Source organism: Aquabacterium sp. A08 (assembly GCF_011742065.1).
Genome location: NZ_JAAQQT010000644.1, coordinates 17,255 through 37,796, shown reverse-complemented (window position 1 = coordinate 37,796; position 20,542 = coordinate 17,255). Strand labels below are relative to the sequence as shown.

Here is a 20,542-nt window from a genome sequence, read left to right as displayed (position 1 = left end):
CTGGTGTTCCTGTTCGTGCGTTGGCTGGGCTACGACTTCCTGCACGCCAGCGCCTCGGCCAAGTGGCTCAACACCACCTCCAACCTGGCGGCGCTGTCGCTGTTCGCCTGGACCGGCCACGTCTGGTGGCATTACGCGCTGGTCATGGCCGTGGCCAATGTGCTGGGCAGCACGCTGGGCGCGCGGCTGGCCCTGCGCCACGGCGCCGGCTTTGTGCGCGGCGTGTTCGTGCTGGTGGTGTCGGTCCTGATCCTCAAAACCGGCTGGGACGCCTACCGCGCCTGGCCCTAAGCGCCGGGCTGGCCGTTGCGGCCCCGGGTGCTGCGGCCGCTCAGGGCTGCGCTTCGGGCGGCCAGGGAATCTCGTCCAGCGTGCGCGGCGTGCCCACGGGCGCGGCGGTCAGGCCCTGCTGGGTGGCGCGGATGTCGTCCTCGCTCGGGTAGCGGCCCAGCAGCAGGTAATCGAACACGCGCCGCGCGATCGGCGCCGCGTGCGCCGCGCCGAAGCCGGCATTTTCCACGACCACGGCCAGCGCCACCTGGGGCCGCTCCACCGGTGCAAAGGCCAGGTAGAGCGAGTGGTCGCGCTGGTGTTCTTCCAGCCGGCGCGCGTCGTAGCGGTCGCGCTGGCCGATGGTCACCGCCTGGGCGGTGCCGGTTTTGCCGCCGCTGCGGTAGGGCGCGCCGGCGAACACCCGGGTCGAGGTGCCTTCCTGCGTCACCGCCTCCATCGCGCTGAGCACCGCCTGCAGGTGCTCGGGGCGGTAGCCCAGCGACACACCGTCGGGCCGCTCGGCCTGGGTGGCGCTGGCGGCGGCCGGGTTCTGGGTGGTGCGGGTCAGGTGCGGGGTGTGGCGCACCCCCTGATTGGCCAGGGTGGCCATGGCCGAGGCCAACTGCAGCATGGTGAAGCTGTTGTAGCCCTGCCCAATGCCGAGCGAAATGGTTTCGCCGGCGAACCAGCGCTGGTCCTGTGGGCGCTTGAAGGTCTGGCGCTTCCAGGCCTGGCTGGGCAGCACGCCGCGGACCTCGCCCTGCAGGTCGATGCCGGTGAGCTGGCCCAGGCCCAGCGGTTTCATGAAGTCGTGGATCGCGTCCACCCCCATGTCGTTGGCCAGGGTGTAGTAGTACACGTTGCTGGAGTAGATGATGCTGCGGCGCAGGTCCACCCCGCCCAGGTTTTTTTCGCCGTGGCTGCGGAAGCGGTGGTTGCCAAACACCCAGTAGCCCGGGTCGTTGACCACGGTGCCCACCTGGCGGGTGCCGGTTTCCAGTGCCGCCAGCGCCATGAAGGGCTTGTAGGTGGACCCCGGCGGGTAGGTGCCGCGCAGCGCCCGGTTCAGCAGCGGCCGGTCGATCGACTCGTTCAGTGCCTTCCAGTTGTCGACGTCGATGCCCTCGACAAACAGGTTGGGGTTGAAGGTGGGCATGCTGACAAAGGCCAGCACCTCGCCGTTTTGCGGGTTGATCGCCACCAGCGCGCCCCGGCGCTGACCGTACAGGCGCTCGACCAGGTGCTGCAGCCGGCTGTCGATGGACAGGGCGATGGTGTCGCCCGGCAGCGGCGCGGTCACGTCGAGCTGGCGCACCGCCTGGCCGGAGGCCGAGGTTTCCACCCGCTCGAAGCCGGTGGTGCCGTGCAACTGGTCCTCGTGGCTTTGCTCCACCCCCAGCTTGCCGATGTGGTCGGTGCCGCGGTAGTTGGCCTGGCGCTCCTCGGGCCATTCGGTCATGGCCTCTTTTTCGCGCTGGTTGATGCGGCCGATGTAGCCGATCACGTGCGCGCCGGTCTCGCCCAGCGGGTACTGGCGCAGGCGCCGCGCCTGGATCTCCACCCCCGGCAGCCGGTACAGCTGCGCCGCCACGCGCGACATTTCCTCGTTGCTCAAGCGGTGGCGCAGCGGCAGCGAGTCGAAGCGCCGCGACTCGGCCATCAGCCGGCGGAAGCGGCGCACGTCGCGCGGCTGCACCTCGACGATCTCGGCCAGGTCGGCCAGGGTGGCGTCCAGGTCGGGGGTGCGCGCCGGCACGATTTCCAGGCTGAAGGTGGCCAGGTTGTCGGCCAGCACCACGCCGTGGCGGTCGACGATGCGCCCGCGCTGCGGCACGATGGGCAGCACCGCGGTGCGGTTGCGCTCGGCCTTGTCGGACAGGTCGTCGTGGCGCGGCACCTGCAGGTAGTAGCTGCGCAGGGCGATCAGGCCCAGGCAGACGCCGACCACCGCCAGGGCCACCCAGACCCGGGTGCGAAACAAGGCCAGCTGGCGCTGGACGTCCTTGAATTCGGTCATGCCGGGGCCTCAGATGGGGCGGTTTTCATCGGGGTCGTGGGCGCGCCGCTGCGGCGCCAGCAACAGCTGCGTGGCCAGCGGCCAGAGCAGCGTTTCCAGCACCGGGGCCAGGGCCAGCCCCCAGCCGGGCGCGGTGTCGCCGGCCAGCAGACGCACCAGCCACTGCAGCGCGTGGGCCACCGCGAACAGGGGCAGCACGTGCAGTGCCTGGGTGGGCAGGTTGAACCACAGCAGGCGGCGGTGCACCAACACCGCCAGGTAGCCCAGCACGGTGTAGGCCAGCGCGTGCTGGCCCAGCAGGGCGCCGTGGTGCACGTCCACCAGCAGGCCCAGCGCGAACGCGGTGCCCACGCCCACCCGCAGCGGCTGGTGCACGCTCCAGAACACCAGCACCACCGCCAGCAGGTCGGGCATCCAGGGCGCCCGCCCGGCCAGCCCCACCTGCGCGGCCATGCCCAGCACCAGCGTGGCCAGCAGCGAGCCCCAGACGAACCACGGGTTGGCCGGCAGCAGCAGCGCCTGGCCCGGTCGCATGATCATCGCGCCGCCTCCGCCCCAGGGCGGCGCCCGTCGCTCAAGGGGTCGACCACCAGCACGTGCAGCGTGTTGTGCATGCGCGCCAGCGGTTCGCATTCGATGCGCGAGAAGCCCGAGCCATCGACCACCGCCACCTTCAACACCCGCGCCACCGGCAGGCCGGGCGGGTAAATGCCGTCCACCCCGCTGGTGGTCAGGATGTCGCCCGGCTCGGCCTCGGTGTTGACCGACTCGAAGCGCAGCTCCAGCCGGCCTTCGCGCGCGCCCTGCACCCCGAACGCCAGGCTGCGCTGCCCGGTGCGGGTGTTGATGACGGGGATGGCCTGCTGATTGTCGATCAGCAGCGTCACCTCGGCCGTGGCGGGGTAGACCCGCGTGACCTGGCCCATGACGCCGTAACCGTCCATCACCGGCGAGCCGGGCTGCACGCCCTGGGCCTGGCCCTGGTCGATGACGACCTTGCGCGAATAGGGGTCGGGGGACTCGTAGAGGATTTCGGCGCCGCGCGCGTTGGGCGGCAGCCGCTCGCGCATGCCCAGCAGGGTGCGCAGTTCGCGGTTTTCCTGGGCCAGGTGCTCGACGATGCTGGCACGCTGCGCCTGGCGCACCAGTTCGGTGCGCGCCTCGGCCGCCGCCTGCTGGGCGTCGGCCAGGCTGCCCACGTAGTGGCCGGCCCACTGCGCCAGCCGCACCGGTTGCAGCGCCAGCCACTGCACCGGGTAGAGCACGCTGGCGGTGGCCGCGCGCAGCGGCGCGGTCCACTGGCGGCGGGCGTCCACCACCATCAGCAGCAGCGCCAGCGCGCTGAGCACCACCAGCTTGGAAAACGCCGACGGCCCTTGCTTGAAGAAGGGCGGCGGGGCGCGGTCGACGGTACCGAGCGGCATGGTCGACGGCGTGCGGGCTTATTCGTTGGTGAAGATGCTGCCGCCCAGGCGGTCCATGCGGTCCAGCGCCATGCCGCACCCCTTGACCACGCACAGCAGCGGTTCCTCGGCCACCAGCACCGGCAGGCCGGTTTCTTCGGACAGCAGGCGGTCCAGGTCGCGCAGCAGGGCGCCACCGCCGGTCAGCATCATGCCGCGCTCGGCGATGTCGGCGCCCAGCTCGGGCGGGGTCTGTTCCAGCGCGGTCTTGACGGCGCTGACGATCTGGTTGATCGGGTCGGTCAGGGCCTCCAGCACCTCGTTGGAGCTGATGGTGAAGCTGCGCGGCACGCCTTCGCTCAGGTTGCGGCCCTTGACTTCCATTTCCTTGACCTCGGAGCCCGGGAAGGCGCTGCCGATGCTCTTCTTGATGGCCTCGGCCGTGGGCTCACCGATCAGCATGCCGTAGTTGCGGCGGATGTAGTTGATGATGGCCTCGTCGAACTTGTCGCCGCCCACCCGCACGCTGCCCTTGTAGACCATGCCGCCCAGGGAAATGACGCCGACTTCGGTGGTGCCCCCGCCGATGTCCACCACCATGGAGCCGGACGCCTCGGACACCGGCAGGCCGGCGCCGATGGCCGCGGCCATGGGTTCCTCGATCAGGTAGACCTCGGCGGCGCCGGCGCCCAGCGCGCTTTCGCGGATGGCGCGGCGCTCCACCTGGGTGGAGCCGCAGGGCACGCAGATGATGATGCGTGGGCTCGGCTTGAGCATCGAGCGCGGGTGCACCATCTTGATGAACTGCTTGAGCATCTGTTCGGTGACGGTGAAGTCGGCGATCACGCCGTCCTTCATGGGCCGGATGGCTTCGATGTTGCCGGGCACCTTGCCTAGCATGGCCTTGGCCTCGTGGCCCACGGCCTGGATGGTTTTCTTGCCCTGGGGGCCGCCTTCGTGGCGGATCGAGACCACCGAGGGCTCGTCCAGCACGATGCCCTTGTTGCGCACGTAAATGAGGGTGTTGGCGGTGCCGAGGTCGATGGCCAGGTCGGTCGAGAAGCGCCGACGGAAAGATTCGAACATGATGGAGCGTCCAGTGCGGCCTGCCCGGGGCCCGGCTTGCGCATGTACGCGGGCAGCGCCGGAGTGTTTTTGGCTGAAAATCGGGGTGGTTTGTGGAAACTTCGGGTCCGAAAGCCGTGCTTTTCGGACCGGTTCACCAAACCTTGGATAATACCGCATCCCCTGTGTATAACTTTGACCGCGTCGCCCCGGCGCCGGTTTTTTCCTTGGTTTTACACGCGGTTTCATTCCCCGCGACCAACCCCTGACCACCCCCATGTCCCTGACCTTGCAAGACATCGGCCGCATCGCCAACCTGGCGCGGCTGGAGCTGGACGAGGCGCATGCCCAGGGCATGCTGACCCGCCTGAACGGCTTTTTCGACACCGTGGAACAGATGCGGGCGGTGGACACCACCGGCGTGGAGCCGCTGGCCCACCCCACCGCCGTGATCGACCACGTGGCGCTGCGCCTGCGCGACGACGTGGTGAGCGAACCCAACCAGCGCGACGCCAACCAGCGCAGCGCCCCGGCCGTGGAGCGCGGCCTGTTCCTGGTGCCCAAGGTGATTGAATGAACGACTTGCACCAACTCGACGTGACCGCGTTGGCGGCCCGGCTGGCCGCGCGCGAGGTCTCCAGCGTGGAAGTGACCCAGCACTTCCTGGCCCGCGCCCGGGCGCACGCCCATTTGGGCGCCTATTTGGCCTTGAACGAAGACGCCAGCCTGGCCCAGGCCCGCGCCGCCGACGCCCGCCTCGCCGCGGGCGAGCGCAGCCCCTTGCTGGGCGTGCCGCTGGCGCACAAGGACATCTTCGTCACCACCGACTTCCCGACCACCGCCGGCAGCAAGATGCTGGAAGGCTACCGCAGCCCGTTCGACGCCACCGTGGTGCGCCAACTGGCCGACGCCGGCATGGTGACGCTGGGCAAGCTGAATTGCGACGAATTCGCCATGGGCTCGGGCAACGACAACTCGGCCTACGGCCCGGCGCGCAACCCCTGGGACACCGAGCGCGTGCCCGGCGGCTCCTCGGGCGGTTCCGCCGCCGCGGTGGCCGCGGGCCTGGCCCCGGCCGCCACCGGCACCGACACCGGCGGCTCGATCCGCCAGCCCGCCAGCTTCACCGGCATCACCGGCATCAAACCCACCTACGGGCGTTGCTCGCGCTACGGCATGGTGGCCTACGCCTCCAGCCTGGACCAGGCCGGCCCCATGGCCCGCAGCGCGCGCGACTGCGCTCTGTTGCTCAGCGCCATGGCCGGCCCGGACCTGGACCGCGATTCCACCAGCCTGGACCGCCCGGCCGAGGACTACACCGCCGGGCTGGGCCAGCCCCTGGCCGGTGCCACCGCCGCGCAGCCGCTCAAGGGCCTGCGCATCGGCCTGCCCAAAGAGTTTTTTGGCGACGGCTGCGCCCCCGACGTGCTGGCCGCCCTGCGTGCTGCCTTGGCCGAGTACGAAAAGCTGGGCGCCACGCTGGTGGACATTTCCCTACCGCGCACCGAACTGTCCATTCCCGCCTACTACATCATCGCCCCGGCCGAGGCCAGCTCCAACCTCAGCCGCTTCGACGGCGTGAAGTTCGGCCACCGCGCGAAAGACTACGCCGACCTGGCCGACATGTACAAGAAGTCGCGCAGCGAAGGCTTTGGGCGGGAGGTGCAGCGCCGCATCCTGATCGGCACCTACGTGCTGAGCCACGGCTACTACGACGCCTACTACATCAAGGCGCAGCAGATCCGCCGCCTGATCGCGCAGGACTTCCAGGCCGCCTTCCAGCAATGCGACGTGATCGCCGGCCCGGTGGCGCCCAGCGTGGCGTGGAAGATCGGCGAGAAGAACGACGACCCCGTGGCCGCCTACCTGGCCGACATCTACACGCTGCCGGCGTCGCTCTCCGGCCTGCCGGGCATGAGCGTGCCGGTGGGCTTGGGCGCCGCGGGCATGCCTGTCGGTATGCAGCTGATCGGCAATTACTTCCAGGAGGCGCGCCTGCTGGGCGCGGCCCACCATTTCCAGTGCGCCACCGACTGGCACACCCGCGCCCCGGCCGGGTGCTGAAGGGGCAAGACACCATGAGCAAAGCAACATCCCTGTTGGTGCAGGGTTACGAGGTCGTGATCGGCTTCGAGACCCACGCCCAACTCTCCACGAACAGCAAAATTTTCAGCCGCGCCAGCGTGGCCTTTGGCGCCGAGCCCAACACCCAGGCCTGCGCGGTGGACATGGCCTTGCCCGGCACGCTGCCGGTCATGAACCGGGGCGCGGTCGAGCGCGCCATCCGGTTCGGCCTGGCCGTGGGCTCCCACGTGGCCGAGCGCAGCGTTTTTGCGCGCAAAAACTACTTCTACCCCGACTTGCCCAAGGGTTATCAGATCAGCCAGTTCGAGATCCCGGTGGTCCAGGGCGGCGAGGTGTCGTTCTACTTGGGCGACGAGAAAAAGACCGTGCGCCTGGTGCGTGCCCACCTGGAAGAAGACGCGGGCAAATCGCTGCACGAGGACTTCCACGGCCAGTCCGGCATCGACCTGAACCGCGCCGGCACGCCCTTGCTGGAGATCGTGACCGAGCCCGACATCCGCTCCAGCGCCGAGGCCGTGGCCTACGCCAAGGAGCTGCACAAGATCGTCACCTGGATCGGCATCTGCGACGGCAACATGCAGGAAGGCAGCTTCCGCTGCGACGCCAACGTGAGCGTGCGCAAGCCGGGCGCGCCGCTGGGCACGCGCCGCGAGATCAAGAACCTGAACTCCTTCAAGTTCATGCAGCAGGCCATCGACTTCGAGGTGCGCTGGCAGATCGAACAGATCGAAGACGGTTTTGAGATCCAGCAGGCCACCGTGCTGTTCGACCCCGACACCGGCGAAACCCGCGCCATGCGCACCAAGGAAGACGCGGCCGACTACCGCTACTTCCCCGACCCCGACCTGCCGCCGCTGGTGATCGAGCGCGAGTGGGTGGAGCGGGTGCGCGCCGAGATGCCCGAGTTGCCACGCGCCCAGGCCGAGCGCTTCGTGCGCGACTACGGCCTGCCCGAATACGATGCCACCACGCTGACGCAAAGCCCGGCGATGGGCGTCTACTTCGAGGCCGCGGCCCAAGCCTGTGGCCAGCCCAAGCTGGTCAGCAACTGGGTCATGGGCGAGGTGTCGCGCCGCCTGAACGCGGAGGAAAAAGACATCACCCAGGCGCCGGTGAGCGCGGCGCAACTGGCGGCCCTGATCGCCCGCATTGCCGACAACACCATCAGCAACAACGCCGCCCGGCAGGTGCTGGACGCGCTGTGGGGGCAGATGGCCGCTGGAGAAACGGGTTCAGATCGCTTTGAAGCAGCCGGTAGCGCGACCGCGCAGATCGACGCCCTCATCGAGGCCAAGGGCCTCAAGCAGATGAACGACAGCGGCGCGCTGGAGGCCCTCATCGCCCAGGTGGTGGCGGCCAACGAGAAGAACGTGGCCGAGTACCGCGCCGGCAAGGACAAGGCCTTCAACGCGCTGGTGGGGCAGGTCATGAAGGCCAGCCAGGGCAAAGCCAACCCGGGCCAGGTCAACGAGCTGCTGAAACAGGCGCTGGGCTGATCAGCGCTTGGGCTGGGCGGGGGCCGCTGGCTGCTGCACCCAGAGGCGCTGCAGCAGCTGCAGCTCTTCGTCGAACAGGGCGTTGAGGCGGACCTTCTCGCGCTCCTGGTCGGCCAGGTACTGCGCCTGCAGCTCGCGCTGCTGCGCGTTGTCGGCCTGGCGGCGCTTGAGCCATTCCGGGGCTTTGCTCGGGTCCCGTTGGTAGAACTCCAGTTCTTCCTCGATGGCTCGGCGCTGCTGGTTCAACTCCTGTTCGCGCTTGAGCACCGCGGCCATCACGTCGTCGATCTGGTGCAGGGCGTCGGCGCGGGCGCGCTGGTGCGCGTCGGTGTTGGGGTAGCGGTTGAGCAGCAGCTGTTCGCGCCGGCGCTGTTCGTTCAGGCGGGCCAGGGCCTCGGCCTCGGCCTTGAGGCGCGCGGCTTCGGCGGCGCGTTCGGCGGCGGTGGGTTCGGGCCGCACCACCCGGCGCAGCGTGCCGCTGCGGTTGAGTTCGCGCTGCTCCCGGTCCATGCATTCGGCGATGGGGCGGTCGGAGGTCAGGCGCCGGCCCTGGGCGTCCACGCAGGTGTAGATGCTGCCGGTCTGGGCGCTGGCGCTGCCTGCCCACAGCAGGAGTACACCGGCCCAGACGGCCCCCCACCGGCCAGGGTGCGGCCTGGGACGCGGCACTGGGGCGTAACGGGCAGCGGGGCGTGGCATGGGGGCGGAAGGGGGGTCACTGCACGCCGTAGCGGTCGCGGTAGGCCTGCACCCGCTGGCGGTGTTCGGCCATGGCGTCGCCCGCGTGGGCTTGCAGATACTGCAGCAAATCGGCCAGCTTGGCAATCGCGCAGACCTGCAGGCCCAGCTGTTCGCGCACGTACTGCACCGCGCTGTAGGGCACGTCGCGCACGCCGCCTTCGGGGGCGGGTTCGGTGGCCATTTCCTGGCGGTCCAGCGCGATCGCCACCGCGTGCGGCGTGGCGCCGGCGGCGCGGATCAACGCGATCGATTCGCGCGCGGCGGTGCCGGCGCTCATCACGTCGTCGATCACCAGCACCCGGCCCTGCAGCGGCGCGCCCACCAGGGTGCCGCCTTCGCCGTGGTCCTTGGCTTCCTTGCGGTTGTAGGCAAACGGCACGTTGCGCCCTTGCCGCGCCAGTTCGATGGCCACAGCCGCCGCCAGCGGGATGCCCTTGTAGGCGGGGCCGAAGATCATGTCGAACCCGACGCCGCTGGCCAGGATGCGCTGGGCGTAGAACTCGGCCAACCGGCCCAGCTTGGCGCCGTCGTCGAACAGGCCGGCGTTGAAGAAGTAGGGGCTCAGGCGCCCGGCCTTGGTCTTGAATTCGCCAAAGCGCAGCACGCCCGATTCGACGGAAAATTGCACAAACGCCTGCGCCAGTGCATCGACCGGCGCGCCTGCTTCAACCACCATGGGGAAATCCTTGTTTCGACTGACCAGCCTCAACCTCAACGGCATCCGTTCCGCCACCGCCAAGGGGCTCGAAGAATGGGTCGCGGCCACTGCGCCCGATTGTATGGGCGTGCAGGAGCTCAAGGCCCAGGCGCCCGACGTGGCCGGCAAGTTCGAGGCCCTGGCCGGGCTGCAGGGCTATTTCCACTACGCGGTCAAGAAGGGCTATTCGGGCGTGGGCCTGTACACCCGCCACGCGCCCAGCGACGTGGTGGTGGGCATGGGCGAGCCCGAGTTCGACGACGAAGGCCGCTGCGTGGAGCTGCGTTTCGACACGCCGCAGCGCAAGTTCAGCCTCCTCAGTTGCTATTTCCCCAGCGGCTCGTCGGGTGACGAGCGGCAGGCGGCCAAGTACCGCTTCCTGGACCGCATCTACCCCTGGTTGGCCGGCCTGCGCGCCCAGCGCGAGGTGCTGCTGGTGGGCGACGTGAACATCGCCCACCACGAAAAAGACCTGAAAAACTGGAAAGGCAACCTGAAGAACAGCGGCTTTTTGCCCGAAGAACGCGCCTGGATGACCAAGCTGCTCACCGAAGGCGGCCTGGTGGACGTGTACCGCCGCCTGCACCCCGACGAGTCCGACGCCGCCTACACCTGGTGGAGCAACCGCGGCCAGGCCTGGGCCAAGAACGTGGGCTGGCGCATCGACTACCACCTGGCCACGCCGGCGCTGGCCGCCACCGCCCGCCGCGCCAGCGTGTACAAGGACCAGCGCTTCAGCGACCACGCGCCGTTGACGGTGGAGTACGACTTCACCTTGTGAGCGCCGGCCCCAGGCGAGGGGCCGGGTCGCTGCCGCTCGGCCCGGTGCCTCAGTGGCCGTGCTGGATGCGGTAGATGACCGTGGTGCCGCTGGTTTCGTGGCCCACCACCAGCCAGGGGGTGCCGTCGGGCGAGTCCTGCGCGGGGATCACCAGCACGCCTTCGGGACCGCGGTCGCCGTCCATGCCCTGGCGGCTGTTGGTGTAGTGCACGAACTGCGGTGCGCGCGGTTGCGTCACGTCGTAGACCATGATGCCGCCGACCCGCTCCAGCCCGATGAAGGCGTAGGTGCGGCTGCCCAGGCGCGCCACCGCCACGCCTTCGGGCTCGGGGCCTTTGGCCGGGCTGCGGTCGTCCAGCGTGGCGTTGTCGTTGCTGGCGTTGAAGGGCACGTTGGGCAGGTTCTGGGTCAAGCGCTCGAACTGGTCGCCCGAATCGAAGACGCGGTTCAGGTCGGTGTCCCAGATGGAGAAGGAGCGGGCGCCGAAGGACACGAGTTCGTTGCACTGGCCGGCGGCGTTCTTGCCGGTGCGCTGGCCGCCGGGGAACTGGGTGATGCGCAGGCGGCCCAGGTTGGAGTCGTTGCCCAGGGTGGTCGCGGCCGGCCCGAAGACGGCGGGGTCGAAACCGCCCACGCCACAGTGATCGCGCACGCGCGGGTCTTCGCGGCCGCCGGGCAGGCCGGCGTATTCGCGGGCGTCGCCCTCGTTGGCGGTGATCAGGTAGGTCTGGCCGTTGACGCTGTAGCTGGCGATGGCGTCGGGCATGTACAGGCCCTTGACCGGCACCGGGGCAATGTTCACCCGTGGCTGGCCGCTGTTGGTGTTGACGCCGGCGTCCTCGTTGCTCACGTCCATGCCGTTGCCGGGCAGGCTGTGGTCTTTGGTGCCCAGCGGCTTGATGTCGGTGACGGTGGCCGAGGCGATGTCGAGCACTGCCACGGCGTTGTTTTCCTGCAGGGTGATGTAGGCGGTGCGGCCGTGGTCGGCCACGGCGATGTATTCGGGCTCCAGGTCTTGCGCCACGCTGGCGCCCGGCCCAAAAATGCGCACGCCGGCGGCCAGCAGGGCGTCTTTGCGGTCGTTGAAGGCGCGGAAATCGGCGGTGCGCACCGGCAGGGCCAACTGGTGGCTCTGGGCGTTGAGGGCGCGCACGTCGATCAGGCTGATGGAGCCTTCGGGGTCCACCGAATCGGCCTGACCATAGGAATTGGGTTCGCCCTCGTTGGCCACCAGCAGGGTGGCGCCGTTGGGGGTGAAGGTCAGCATGTCGGGCAGGGCGCCCACCGGGGCGGTGCCGGCCACGCCCAGGTCGCGGGTGCGCAGCACCACCACGCGGCCGGGGTCGGTTTTGACGCGGGCTTCCACCGCCAGCGCCACCAGGCCCTGGTGCACCGCCACGCTGTTGACGCCGCCGGCGTCGGGCCAGTAGTCGGTGGCCTTCAGGGTGGCGACCAGCTGCGGCGCCGCGGCCTGACGCACGTCCAGCACGTCCACCGTGCCCAGCGCGCCGTTGACGACGTAGAGGCGGCGGGTGGCGGGGTCGTAGGCGGTGACTTCCGACGAGCTGGCGCCGCCAGGGTGGGCAAAGCCGCCGATCTTCTCCAGCGTGAGGCCGCCGGGGGCCTGGGTGGCCGATTGGGCGGCGGCGCCGACGGCGACGGCGACGGCGAGCAGGGCGGCGCCCGCAAGGGGGCGCCAGGCAAAGGGCAGAGGTTTCATGGGTGGGCCTGTGTGTGACGGGGTTGACCGCCGCACTCTAGGCCGCGCGGGTGTCAGTTTGATGACGCCGGCGCTGGGTTGGCCACCCCGCTGGCCACGTGCCCGGCCGGCACATGGCGCGCGGCGTGTTCGATGTGGCCGGTCTGGTCGTCGAAGAAAAAGTCGGGTTCGAACTCGCGCAGGAATTCGCCCTTGGGCAGGCCGCCCAGGAACAGCGCCTCGTCCACCTCGATGTGCCAGTCCATCAGGGTGCGGATGGCGCGTTCGTGGGCCGGTGCGCTGCGGGCGGTGACCAGCGCGGTGCGGATGCGCATGTGCGCGGTGCCCGCGTCCTGCAGGCGGTGCAGCGCTTCGAGCAGCGGCTTGAACGGCCCACCGGGCAGGGGCTGGGCGGCCTTGCTGGACTCGTGCTGCTGGAAGGCGTTCAGGCCCTGGGCCTGGAACACCCGCTCGGCCTCGTCGGAGAACAGCACCGCGTCGCCGTCGAAGGCGATGCGCACCTCGTGCGGGTGGGCGTCGCTGGCGTGCACCGACTGCGGGTACACCTGCGCCGCGGGCACGCCCGCGTCGAGCGCGGCGCGCACGTCGCTCAGGTGGGTGGAGAGGAACAGGTGGGCGCGCAGCGGCCGCAGGTAACGCCACGGCGCCTGGCCGCGGGTGAACACGCCGCGTTGGATGGGCAGGCCGTAGTGCTGGGCCGAGCGGAACACCCGCATGCCCGAGACCGGGTCGTTGCGCGAGAGGATGACCACCTCCACCCGCGGGGTGTCGCCGGTGTTGAAACTGAGCAGCTTGCGCACCAGCGAAAACGCCACACCCGGGCCGGCCGGTTGCTCCAGTCGCTCCAGCTGCAACCGCATGTAGGCGCGGTCGTCGCCGTCTTCGAAGACACGGTTCTCGGCCTCGAAGTCGAACAGGGCGCGGGAGGAAATGGCGACGACGAGCTGGCCTTCGAGGGTGGCGGGCATGGTGCAAACAAAGTGGTGGCTGGCCCATTCTGCCAGCCACCACGCCTGGGCGCTCAGGCCGCAGGGATCAGACGCCGATCACCCCACCGTCGGTGCGGGTGATGACGAGGGTCGCCGAGCGCGGCCGCCCGAGCGGGCCGTAGCCGGCGTTGCCCGGCCACTGGCTTTGGTAGGTGAAGTCGCTGGCCGCCCCCAGGGCCGGGGTGTTTTCCCCCGGGTGTTGCACGTTGACGAACAGGGTTTTGCCGTCGGCCGTTTCGGTGATGCCGGTGATCTCGCAGCCCTTGGGGCCCACCAGGAAGCGGCGCAGCTTGGCGTCACCCAAGGCCGCGCCGATGAAGGTTTCCTGGGTGCCGGTGGCCGGGGTGCTGCCGGTGCGGCTGTTGTTGACGGTGATGGTGGAGCCGTCGCCCACCTCGCCCGGCACGGCCGCGACCAGCATGCAGTTGACCTCGTCGGTGTAGGCGCCGTCGTCGGTCTGGATCCAGCAGATGCCGGTGGCCTTGCTGAACCACAGGCCGTCTGGCGATGAGAAGGCGTTTTGCGCGCTCAGCCCCGAGAGGTTGATGTCGGGGCCGGCGTCCTCTTCGGCGCCGAACAGGAACACGTCCCAGCCGAAGGCCGTGGCCGTGGACAGCGAGCCGTTTTCCCGGAAGCGCACAATGTGCCCGTTGACGTTGCCGGCACGCATCAGGCCGTCCACATCGTTGTACGAACGCGGGTTGGCCGCGTCGGTGTTGCCCGGCTGACGGCTGCTGTTGTTGGTCATGGTGATGTAGATCTCACCGTTTTTCGGGTTCACTGCGCCCCATTCCGGGCGGTCCATCTTGGTGGCGCCCACCGCGTCCGCCGCGTGGCGGGCGTTGATCCAGACGTCGGCCTGGTTGGCGAAGGCGTACACCGAGTAGCCCGAAATGGCGGGCACGCTGATGTCCAGCAGCAGCCATGCGCCGGTGCCGTCGTCGTTGAACTTGGCCACGTACAGGTCGCCGTCGTTGAGGTATTTGTCGCCAGCCGTCAGGCCGCCGCCGATGTCGGCAGGGTCCCAGACGGCGCGGCTGACGAACTTGTACACGTACTCGTTTTGCGAGTCGCAACCCATGTAGAAGGCCAGCGGCTGGCCCGCCACGGGCAGGCCGCAGACGGCCGCTTCGTGCGCGAAACGGCCCATGGCCACGCGCTTGACTGGCTGCGCACCGGACAGCGGGTCGATTTCCACGACAAAGCCGAAGGTGTTGGGCTCATTGCGGAAATCGTCGGCCGCGCTGCCGCCTGCGGCCGAGATGTTCCAACGAGCAAAACGGCTGTCCACCGCGTCGGGGGTGTACCAGCCCTGGCCCACGTCGGTCGTGGCCGCGTCGGCCAGGGGGGCGCTGCGCACGCCGTAGCGGCTGCGCGAGGTCACGGTTTTGGCGTCCACCGGGTTGGAGCCTTTGGGCATGTTGAAGTAGAAAGCCCAGTTTTCTTCGCAGGTCAGCAAGGTGCCCCACGGGGTGTAGCCGGTGCCGCAGTTGTTCAGCGTGCCGCGGCTGGTGGCGCCGGTGGTGTCGTAGCGGGTGACCATGAACGCACGGATGTCGTTGAGGTGCCCGGAGGGACCGCCAAAGCGCATGGGGGTTTGCGCGGTGATGCGGCGGTTGTAGATCGAGTCCACCACATAGCGCCAGCCGCTGGGGCCGTGTTGCACCTCGACGATGGAGACGCCGTGGTGGTTGATTTCTTTCAAGACCTCCAGCGTCGGGCGCGCGCCCAGGTCCCAGTTGCCGAACTGGGTGAATTTTTTGCCGCTGGTGCCGCCCGACGTCTGGCCGCGCTCGTGAAAGAAGTGCGCGTCGGCCGAGCTTTCGTGGTTCACCGCCAGCACAGCGCGGTTGGTGGCCGTGGCCGAATAGCGGCCAATGGCATCGATGTAGAAGAACTCCATGCCGTCGTGGTGGTCACCGATCCGGTCGGACCAATCGTCGGTTTCGGTGCCCAGGTTGGAGTAGGCCGTGACGGACGAACGCAGCCGGTCGCCGGTGGCGTGCAGCACGCTGTAGGTGTAACCGGCGGGCAGCACCACCTCGTCGGCGATGCTCTTGCCTACGGCGGCAAAACCCAGCGCCAGCGGGGCTTCGGCGGGGGTGGGCGCCGGGTCGTCGTTGCCACAAGCGGTCAGGAAGGGGACCGAGGACAGGGCGGCCAGACCGAGACCGCCGCGCAGGACATGGCGGCGGGCGGGGTTTTGCAGCGTGCGGGCCAGCACGGTCTGGAAATGCTCGTTGGGCGATCGGTTGCAGTCGAGGTCGTCGGGGTGAGACATGGCGTTCCTTTGGGGTTGAACGGCCTTCGGTGAAGGCGCTTGCCCATGCTCGCCGGCGACGATGAAGCTTTCGTGAAACAAGCAGCCGCCCGGCCGTTTCAGCGCACCAACTGGTTGAGCTGGATGATGGGCAGCATGACCGCCAGCACGATCAGCAGCACCACCACGCCCATGGCCACGATGAGCAGGGGCTCGAGCAGGGTGGCCAGGCGCAGGGCGCGGCGCTGCACCTCGGCGCTGAGCTGTTCGGCGGCGCGTTGCAGCATGGTGGGCAGCTGGCCGGTCTGTTCACCCAGCCGGGCGAACAGGGGCAGCAGGCCAGGAAAGCGTTTTTTCGAGGCCAGTGCGGCCGCCAGTGGCGCGCCTTCGCGCACCATCGTCAGGGTATCGAGCGCGTCGGCGCGCAGGGCGCGGTTGTTCAGGGTGTCGGCGGCGGTCTGCAGGGCGCGCAGGATGGGTACCCCCGCGCCGGCCAGCATGGCCAGGGTGGCGGCAAAGCGCGCGGCGTTGTAGCCACGCGCCAGCCGGCCCACCAGCGGCAGCTGCAGCCAGTGCGCGTCGATGCGGCTGCGCCACGACGGCTGGCGGCGGGCCCAGGCCAGGCCCGCCGCGGCCGCGGCCAGCCCCAGGGCCGCCAGCCAGCCCCACTGCCGCACCAGATCGCTCAGACCCAGCATCACCACGGTGAGGGTGGGCAAGGCCCTTTTCCCGCCGGCAAAGGCGTTGGCCACCTGGGGCACCACATAGCTCATGAGGAAGAGGACGATGACCGTGGCAAACAGGGTGACGATGGCGGGGTAGAGCGAGGCGGCGATCAGCCGGTTGCGCAACTGTTCGCGGGCCTCCAGGTCGTCGGCCAGGCGGTCGAGCACGGTGCCCAGGTGTCCACTTTGCTCGCCGGCGGCCACCACCGCCTGGTAGCCGCTGTCGAACTCGCGCGGGTACAGCCCCAGGGCGCGCGCCAGGCCGGAGCCGGCGTTGACCTCGGCGCGCAGCGTGGCCAGCAGGCGCTGCGCCTCGGGGCGTTCGGCCTCGTCGGCCAGGGCGCCCAGGGCGCGCTCCAGCGGCAGGCCGGCGTTCACCAGCCCGGCCAGTTGCCGGGTCCACACCGCCAGGGCGGTGGCGTTGAACACCCGGGCGCGCCAGAGGGGGCGGTGCCAGCCGGTGGCGGCCGCGTCCGGTTCCGCCGTCGGGTCCATCGCCAGGGGCACCCAGCCCCGGCCGCGCAGCACAGACCGGGCGGCGCGGGCGGTGTCGGCTTCGATCACGCCGCGCTGGGGGCGGCCGTTGGCGTCCAGGGCTTCGTAGGTGTAGGCGGGCATGGCGCGGCTTTCAGTCCCGCGTCACGCGCAGCAGTTCTTCCCGGCTGGTGGTGCCGTCGCGCACCAGCCGTTCGCCGTCGTCGCGCATCAGCACCGTGCCGCCGGCCAGGGCGGCGGCGCGCACCTCGGCCTCGGCGGCCTGGTTGTGCACCAGGGCGCGCAGGGCGTCGTCGGCCACCAGCAGTTCGTGGATGCCGGTGCGCCCGGCGTAGCCGCTGTGGCCGCAGTGCCCGCAGCCCACCGGGTGCCATTCGCCGTGTTCGTCTGGCCGGCGGCAGTGCGGGCACAGCTTGCGCACCAGGCGTTGGGCCAGCACGCCCAGCAGCGAACTGCTCAGCAGGAAGGGCTCCACGCCCATGTCGGTCAGGCGGGTGACGGCGCTGGCCGCGTCGTTGGTGTGCAGCGTGGCCAGCACCAGGTGGCCGGTGAGCGAGGCCTGGATGGCGATCTGCGCGGTTTCCTGGTCGCGGATTTCGCCGATCATGATCACGTCCGGGTCTTGCCGCAGGATGGCGCGCAAGGCCTTGGCAAAGCTGAGGTCGATCTTGGCGTGGACCTGGGTCTGGCCGATGCCGGGCAGTTCGTATTCGATCGGGTCCTCCACCGTCATGATGTTGAGGCGCTGCGCGTCCAGCCGCTGCAGCGCCGCGTACAGGGTGGTGGTTTTGCCCGAGCCGGTGGGCCCGGTGACCAGCACGATGCCGTGGGGTTGGGCGATCAGCCGCTCGAACCGCTGCAAGGTGGGGCCGTGCATGCCCACCGCCTCCAGCGTGAGCTGGTTGCCCGACTTGTCGAGCAGGCGCAGCACCGCGCGTTCGCCGTGTGCGCTGGGCAGGGTGGACACGCGCACGTCGATGGCGCGGGTGCCCAGGCGCAGGCTGATGCGGCCGTCCTGCGGCAGGCGTTTTTCGGCGATGTCGAGCTCGGCCATGATCTTCAGCCGGCTGATGAGCGCGGCGTGCAGGGCGCGTTGGGGCTGCACCACCTCGCGCAGCGTGCCGTCCACCCGGAAGCGCACGCTGGAGTGGCGCTCGTAGGGCTCGATGTGGATGTCGCTGGCGCCGTCGCGCGCGGCCTGGGTCAGCAGCGCGTTGAGCAGGCGGATGATGGGCGCGTCGTCGGCGGTTTCCAGCAGGTCTTCGATGGCGGGCAGGGCCTGCATCAGGCGGCCCAGGTCGGCGTCGTTTTCCACCTCGCTGACCACGGCGGCGGCGCTGGACTGGTCGAGGTTGGCGTAGGCGGCGCTGATGCGCTGGGCCAGCGCGGACGGTTCCTCCCACTGCAGGCTGTAGGGGCCGTGCTGGCGCTGGATTTCGCCCAGCGCACTCCACAGCCGGGTGCGGGCGGCGGGGTCCAGCCGGGCGGCGCCGGCCGGGGCGTACAACACGGGCTGGGCGCCGGTGCCGTGCAGCAGCACCTGGTGCTCGCGCGCGTAGGCGTAAGGCAGCGGGTAGGGCTTGTGCATGGCCGGCCTCAGCGCTCGGGCGTGCGCGGGGTCACGGGCAGGTGGTGCAGGTCCTGGCCGGCCCCCAGCACCCGCAGCGGCACGCGCGGGTGGCTCAGGTCCAGCGCGGGCAGGGCGGGGGCGTCGTTCACGCTGTGCACCACGCTGGGCTGGGGTTGCTGGCCGGTCTGGGCGGCGCGCATCAGCTCGTAGCGGTCCAGCGTCAGGGTGGCGCTCTGCTGTGGGTCGCGCAGCACCACCGGGCGCAGGAACACCATCAGGTTGGTTTTCTTGCGGCTGCGCTTTTCGCTCTTGAACAGGTTGCCGAACAGCGGCACATCGCCCAGGCCAGGCACCTTTTCCTGGTTGCCGCCGTACTCGTCCTGCAGCAGGCCGCCCAGCACCACCACCGCGCCGTCGTCGACCAGCACGCTGGACTCGATCGAGCGCTTGTTGGTGATCAGGCCCGAGGGCGAGTCCACCGACGAGGCCAGCACGCTGCTGACCTCCTGGAAGATGGCCATCTTGACGGTGCCGTTCTCGCTGATCTGGGGCTTGACGCGCAGGGTCAGGCCGACGTCCTTGCGCTCGATGGTCTGGAACGGGTTGACCGAGCCGCTGTTGCTGTTGTTGTTGGTGTACTGGCCGGTGACGAAGGGCACGTTCTGGCCGATGACGATTTTGGCCTCCTCGTTGTCCAGCGTCAGCAGGTTGGGGGTGGACAGGATGTTGCCCTCGCCCGACTGTTCCAGGAAGCGGGCCAGTGCGCCGAGCACGTACACGCCGTTGGTGCGCTGCGCCAGGCCGATGTTCAGGCCAGCGCTGGGGGCCAGGCCGGCCCCGGCGTTCTGGGTCGCCAGGTTGATGATGTTGCTGCCCCCGGCCCCGAAGTTGGTCCCCAGCAGGCCGATGACGCTGTCGCCGGCACGGCCCAGGGCCCCCTGCCACTGGATGCCGAATTCCGAGGCCTTGTCGGCGTTGACCTCGGCGATCAGGCTTTCCACGTACACCTGGGCACGCCGGGTGTCGAGTTGGTCGATGACGGCGCGGAGTTGGCGGTACTGCGGCTCGGGCGCGGAGATGATGAGGGCGTTGGTGGCCGGGTCGGCCTGGATCTGGCCGCCGGTGGCGGGGGTGGCGGCGGTGCCCGCGCCGCCGGCGGGGCTGGCGGCGCCATCTGGGGCGGCCGCGCGTGGCGCGTTGGCGGACGCGCCAGGGGCGGCACCGCTGCTTCCGCCCTGTTCGGCCGCCAGCGCCGCGCGCAATGTGGCCGCCAGCTGGGTGGCGTCGGCGTTTTTCAGGTAGACCACGTGGATGTTGCCGCTGGCGCGGTCGCTGCTGGGACGGTCGAGCTGGTCCGCCAGCGACCGCACCAGGGCCACCCGCGCGGGGTTGGCCGCGCGCAGGATCAGGCTGTTGCTGCGCGGGTCGGCCAGCAGCACGGTGCGAAAGCCGTTGCCGCCCGTTGCGGCCCCGGGGGCCGCGCCCGGGGCACCGCCGGCGGCCCCTTCGCCTTCGATCAGCCGCAGCAGCAGGGGCGCCAGGTCGTGGGCCAGCGCGTGCCGCAGCGGAATCACCTCGACGTCGGTGGCCTGGGCCACGTCCATCGCCGCGACCAGCCGGCCGAGGCGGCGCAGGTTGTCGGCGTAGTCGGTGACGACCAGCGCGTTGGTGCCCGGGTTGACGGTGATCGTGTTGTTGGGGCTGATGAGGGGGCGCAGCACCGGCACCAGGTTGGCGGCGTTTTCGTGGGTGAGGCGGAACACCTGGGTGACGATCTGCTGCCCGCGCGCGGGGGCGTTGTCGTCGATGACGGTGGCGCTTTGCAGCTTGGCGTCGGCTTCGGGCACCACCTTGTACAGCCCTTGCGACTCCACCAGCGCAAAGCCGCGCAGGCGCAGCTCGGCGCCGAACTGGTCCACCGCGGTGGCGGGGCTGACCGGCCGCTCGGTGACCAGGTGGAGGGTACCGCGCACGCGCGGGTCCACCACCACGTGGCGCCCGGACAGGGAGGCCATGGCCCGGGCCACGGCCTCGATCTCGGCGTTGACAAAGTTGAGCGTGACCGGCTCGCCCGGACGCACCGCCGGCGGCGGGGTCTGGGCGTGGGCGCTGGTCAGCGCGGCGGCCAGGGCCCAGGCCAGGCCCCGGGCCCGCCAGGCGCGTGGGCGTGGGGATACGGGCAGTCCGGCAACGGTGGGGTGGGAGTGAAACGGAGCGGGCATGGG

17 protein-coding genes are annotated in these 20,542 nt (G+C 70.0%); 5 read left to right on the top strand and 12 right to left on the bottom strand.

The window, feature by feature from the left end:
- A partial coding sequence (locus HA630_RS14470) for a TSUP family transporter (RefSeq protein ID WP_166835558.1) occupies positions 1 to 291 on the top strand: 291 nt, incomplete at its 5' end.
- Positions 292 to 331: 40 nt separating this feature from the next.
- On the opposite strand, the gene mrdA is transcribed toward HA630_RS14470, so the two are convergent.
- The 4 genes from mrdA to HA630_RS14450 are packed head-to-tail and all read right to left on the bottom strand — an operon-like array spanning position 332 to position 4,779.
- A complete protein-coding gene (mrdA, locus tag HA630_RS14465) occupies positions 332 to 2,290 on the bottom strand; it encodes a penicillin-binding protein 2 (RefSeq protein ID WP_166835556.1) in 1,959 nt (652 codons plus the stop codon).
- Positions 2,291 to 2,299: 9 nt separating this feature from the next.
- Positions 2,300 to 2,830: a rod shape-determining protein MreD gene (mreD, locus tag HA630_RS14460; protein WP_166835554.1), complete on the bottom strand. Its 531-nt coding sequence runs from the start codon at positions 2,828 to 2,830 to the stop codon at positions 2,300 to 2,302.
- On the bottom strand, positions 2,827 to 3,714 hold the full coding sequence (gene mreC, locus HA630_RS14455) for a rod shape-determining protein MreC (protein WP_166835552.1): 888 nt from the start codon (positions 3,712 to 3,714) through the stop codon (positions 2,827 to 2,829). The genes mreD and mreC overlap by 4 nt, the downstream gene beginning before the upstream one ends.
- A gap of 18 nt (positions 3,715 to 3,732) precedes the next feature.
- On the bottom strand, positions 3,733 to 4,779 hold the full coding sequence (locus HA630_RS14450) for a rod shape-determining protein (protein WP_166835550.1): 1,047 nt from the start codon (positions 4,777 to 4,779) through the stop codon (positions 3,733 to 3,735).
- Between the two features lie 256 nt (positions 4,780 to 5,035).
- Here HA630_RS14450 and gatC point away from each other — a divergent pair, with 256 nt between their 5' ends.
- The 3 genes from gatC to gatB are packed head-to-tail and all read left to right on the top strand — an operon-like array spanning position 5,036 to position 8,339.
- Positions 5,036 to 5,335 carry an Asp-tRNA(Asn)/Glu-tRNA(Gln) amidotransferase subunit GatC gene (gene gatC, locus HA630_RS14445; protein WP_166835548.1) on the top strand — a complete coding sequence of 100 codons (300 nt, stop codon included), beginning with the start codon at positions 5,036 to 5,038 and terminating at the stop codon, positions 5,333 to 5,335.
- A complete protein-coding gene (gene gatA, locus HA630_RS14440) occupies positions 5,332 to 6,822 on the top strand; it encodes an Asp-tRNA(Asn)/Glu-tRNA(Gln) amidotransferase subunit GatA (protein WP_166835546.1) in 1,491 nt (496 codons plus the stop codon). The genes gatC and gatA overlap by 4 nt, the downstream gene beginning before the upstream one ends.
- A gap of 14 nt (positions 6,823 to 6,836) precedes the next feature.
- Positions 6,837 to 8,339 (top strand): Asp-tRNA(Asn)/Glu-tRNA(Gln) amidotransferase subunit GatB, encoded by a 1,503-nt coding sequence (gene gatB, locus HA630_RS14435; RefSeq protein WP_166835544.1) that lies wholly within the window; start codon positions 6,837 to 6,839, stop codon positions 8,337 to 8,339.
- Here gatB and HA630_RS14430 read toward each other — a convergent pair whose 3' ends face one another.
- Both HA630_RS14430 and pyrE read right to left on the bottom strand, forming a co-directional pair.
- Entirely contained in the window at positions 8,340 to 9,038 is a 699-nt protein-coding gene (locus HA630_RS14430; protein WP_166835542.1) for a DUF4124 domain-containing protein, read from the bottom strand. It lies immediately after the preceding gene.
- Between the two features lie 16 nt (positions 9,039 to 9,054).
- The gene (pyrE, locus tag HA630_RS14425; RefSeq protein WP_166835540.1) at positions 9,055 to 9,756 is read right to left on the bottom strand and encodes an orotate phosphoribosyltransferase; all 702 of its coding nucleotides are present in this window, start codon (positions 9,754 to 9,756) and stop codon (positions 9,055 to 9,057) included.
- Here pyrE and HA630_RS14420 point away from each other — a divergent pair.
- Positions 9,755 to 10,558: an exodeoxyribonuclease III gene (locus HA630_RS14420; RefSeq protein WP_166835538.1), complete on the top strand. Its 804-nt coding sequence runs from the start codon at positions 9,755 to 9,757 to the stop codon at positions 10,556 to 10,558. The genes pyrE and HA630_RS14420 overlap by 2 nt on opposite strands.
- Positions 10,559 to 10,607: 49 nt before the next feature.
- Here the strand turns inward: HA630_RS14420 and HA630_RS14415 are convergent, their stop codons facing one another.
- From HA630_RS14415 to gspD, 6 genes are all read right to left on the bottom strand, one after another.
- Positions 10,608 to 12,278, bottom strand: coding sequence for a choice-of-anchor I family protein (locus tag HA630_RS14415; RefSeq protein ID WP_166835536.1), 1,671 nt, complete (start codon positions 12,276 to 12,278; stop codon positions 10,608 to 10,610).
- Positions 12,279 to 12,331: 53 nt separating this feature from the next.
- Entirely contained in the window at positions 12,332 to 13,246 is a 915-nt protein-coding gene (locus HA630_RS14410; protein ID WP_166835533.1) for a 5'-nucleotidase, read from the bottom strand.
- Between the two features lie 67 nt (positions 13,247 to 13,313).
- Positions 13,314 to 15,548 carry a PhoX family phosphatase gene (locus HA630_RS14405; RefSeq protein ID WP_166835530.1) on the bottom strand — a complete coding sequence of 745 codons (2,235 nt, stop codon included), beginning with the start codon at positions 15,546 to 15,548 and terminating at the stop codon, positions 13,314 to 13,316.
- 98 nt (positions 15,549 to 15,646) lie between these two features.
- On the bottom strand, positions 15,647 to 16,870 hold the full coding sequence (gene gspF / locus HA630_RS14400) for a type II secretion system inner membrane protein GspF (RefSeq protein WP_166835528.1): 1,224 nt from the start codon (positions 16,868 to 16,870) through the stop codon (positions 15,647 to 15,649).
- Positions 16,871 to 16,880: 10 nt separating this feature from the next.
- Positions 16,881 to 18,335 (bottom strand): type II secretion system ATPase GspE, encoded by a 1,455-nt coding sequence (gspE, locus tag HA630_RS14395; RefSeq protein WP_166835526.1) that lies wholly within the window; start codon positions 18,333 to 18,335, stop codon positions 16,881 to 16,883.
- A gap of 8 nt (positions 18,336 to 18,343) precedes the next feature.
- Positions 18,344 to 20,539, bottom strand: a complete 2,196-nt coding sequence (gene gspD / locus HA630_RS14390) for a type II secretion system secretin GspD (protein ID WP_166835524.1) — start codon at positions 20,537 to 20,539, stop codon at positions 18,344 to 18,346.
- Between the last annotated feature and the right edge of the window lie 3 nt (positions 20,540 to 20,542).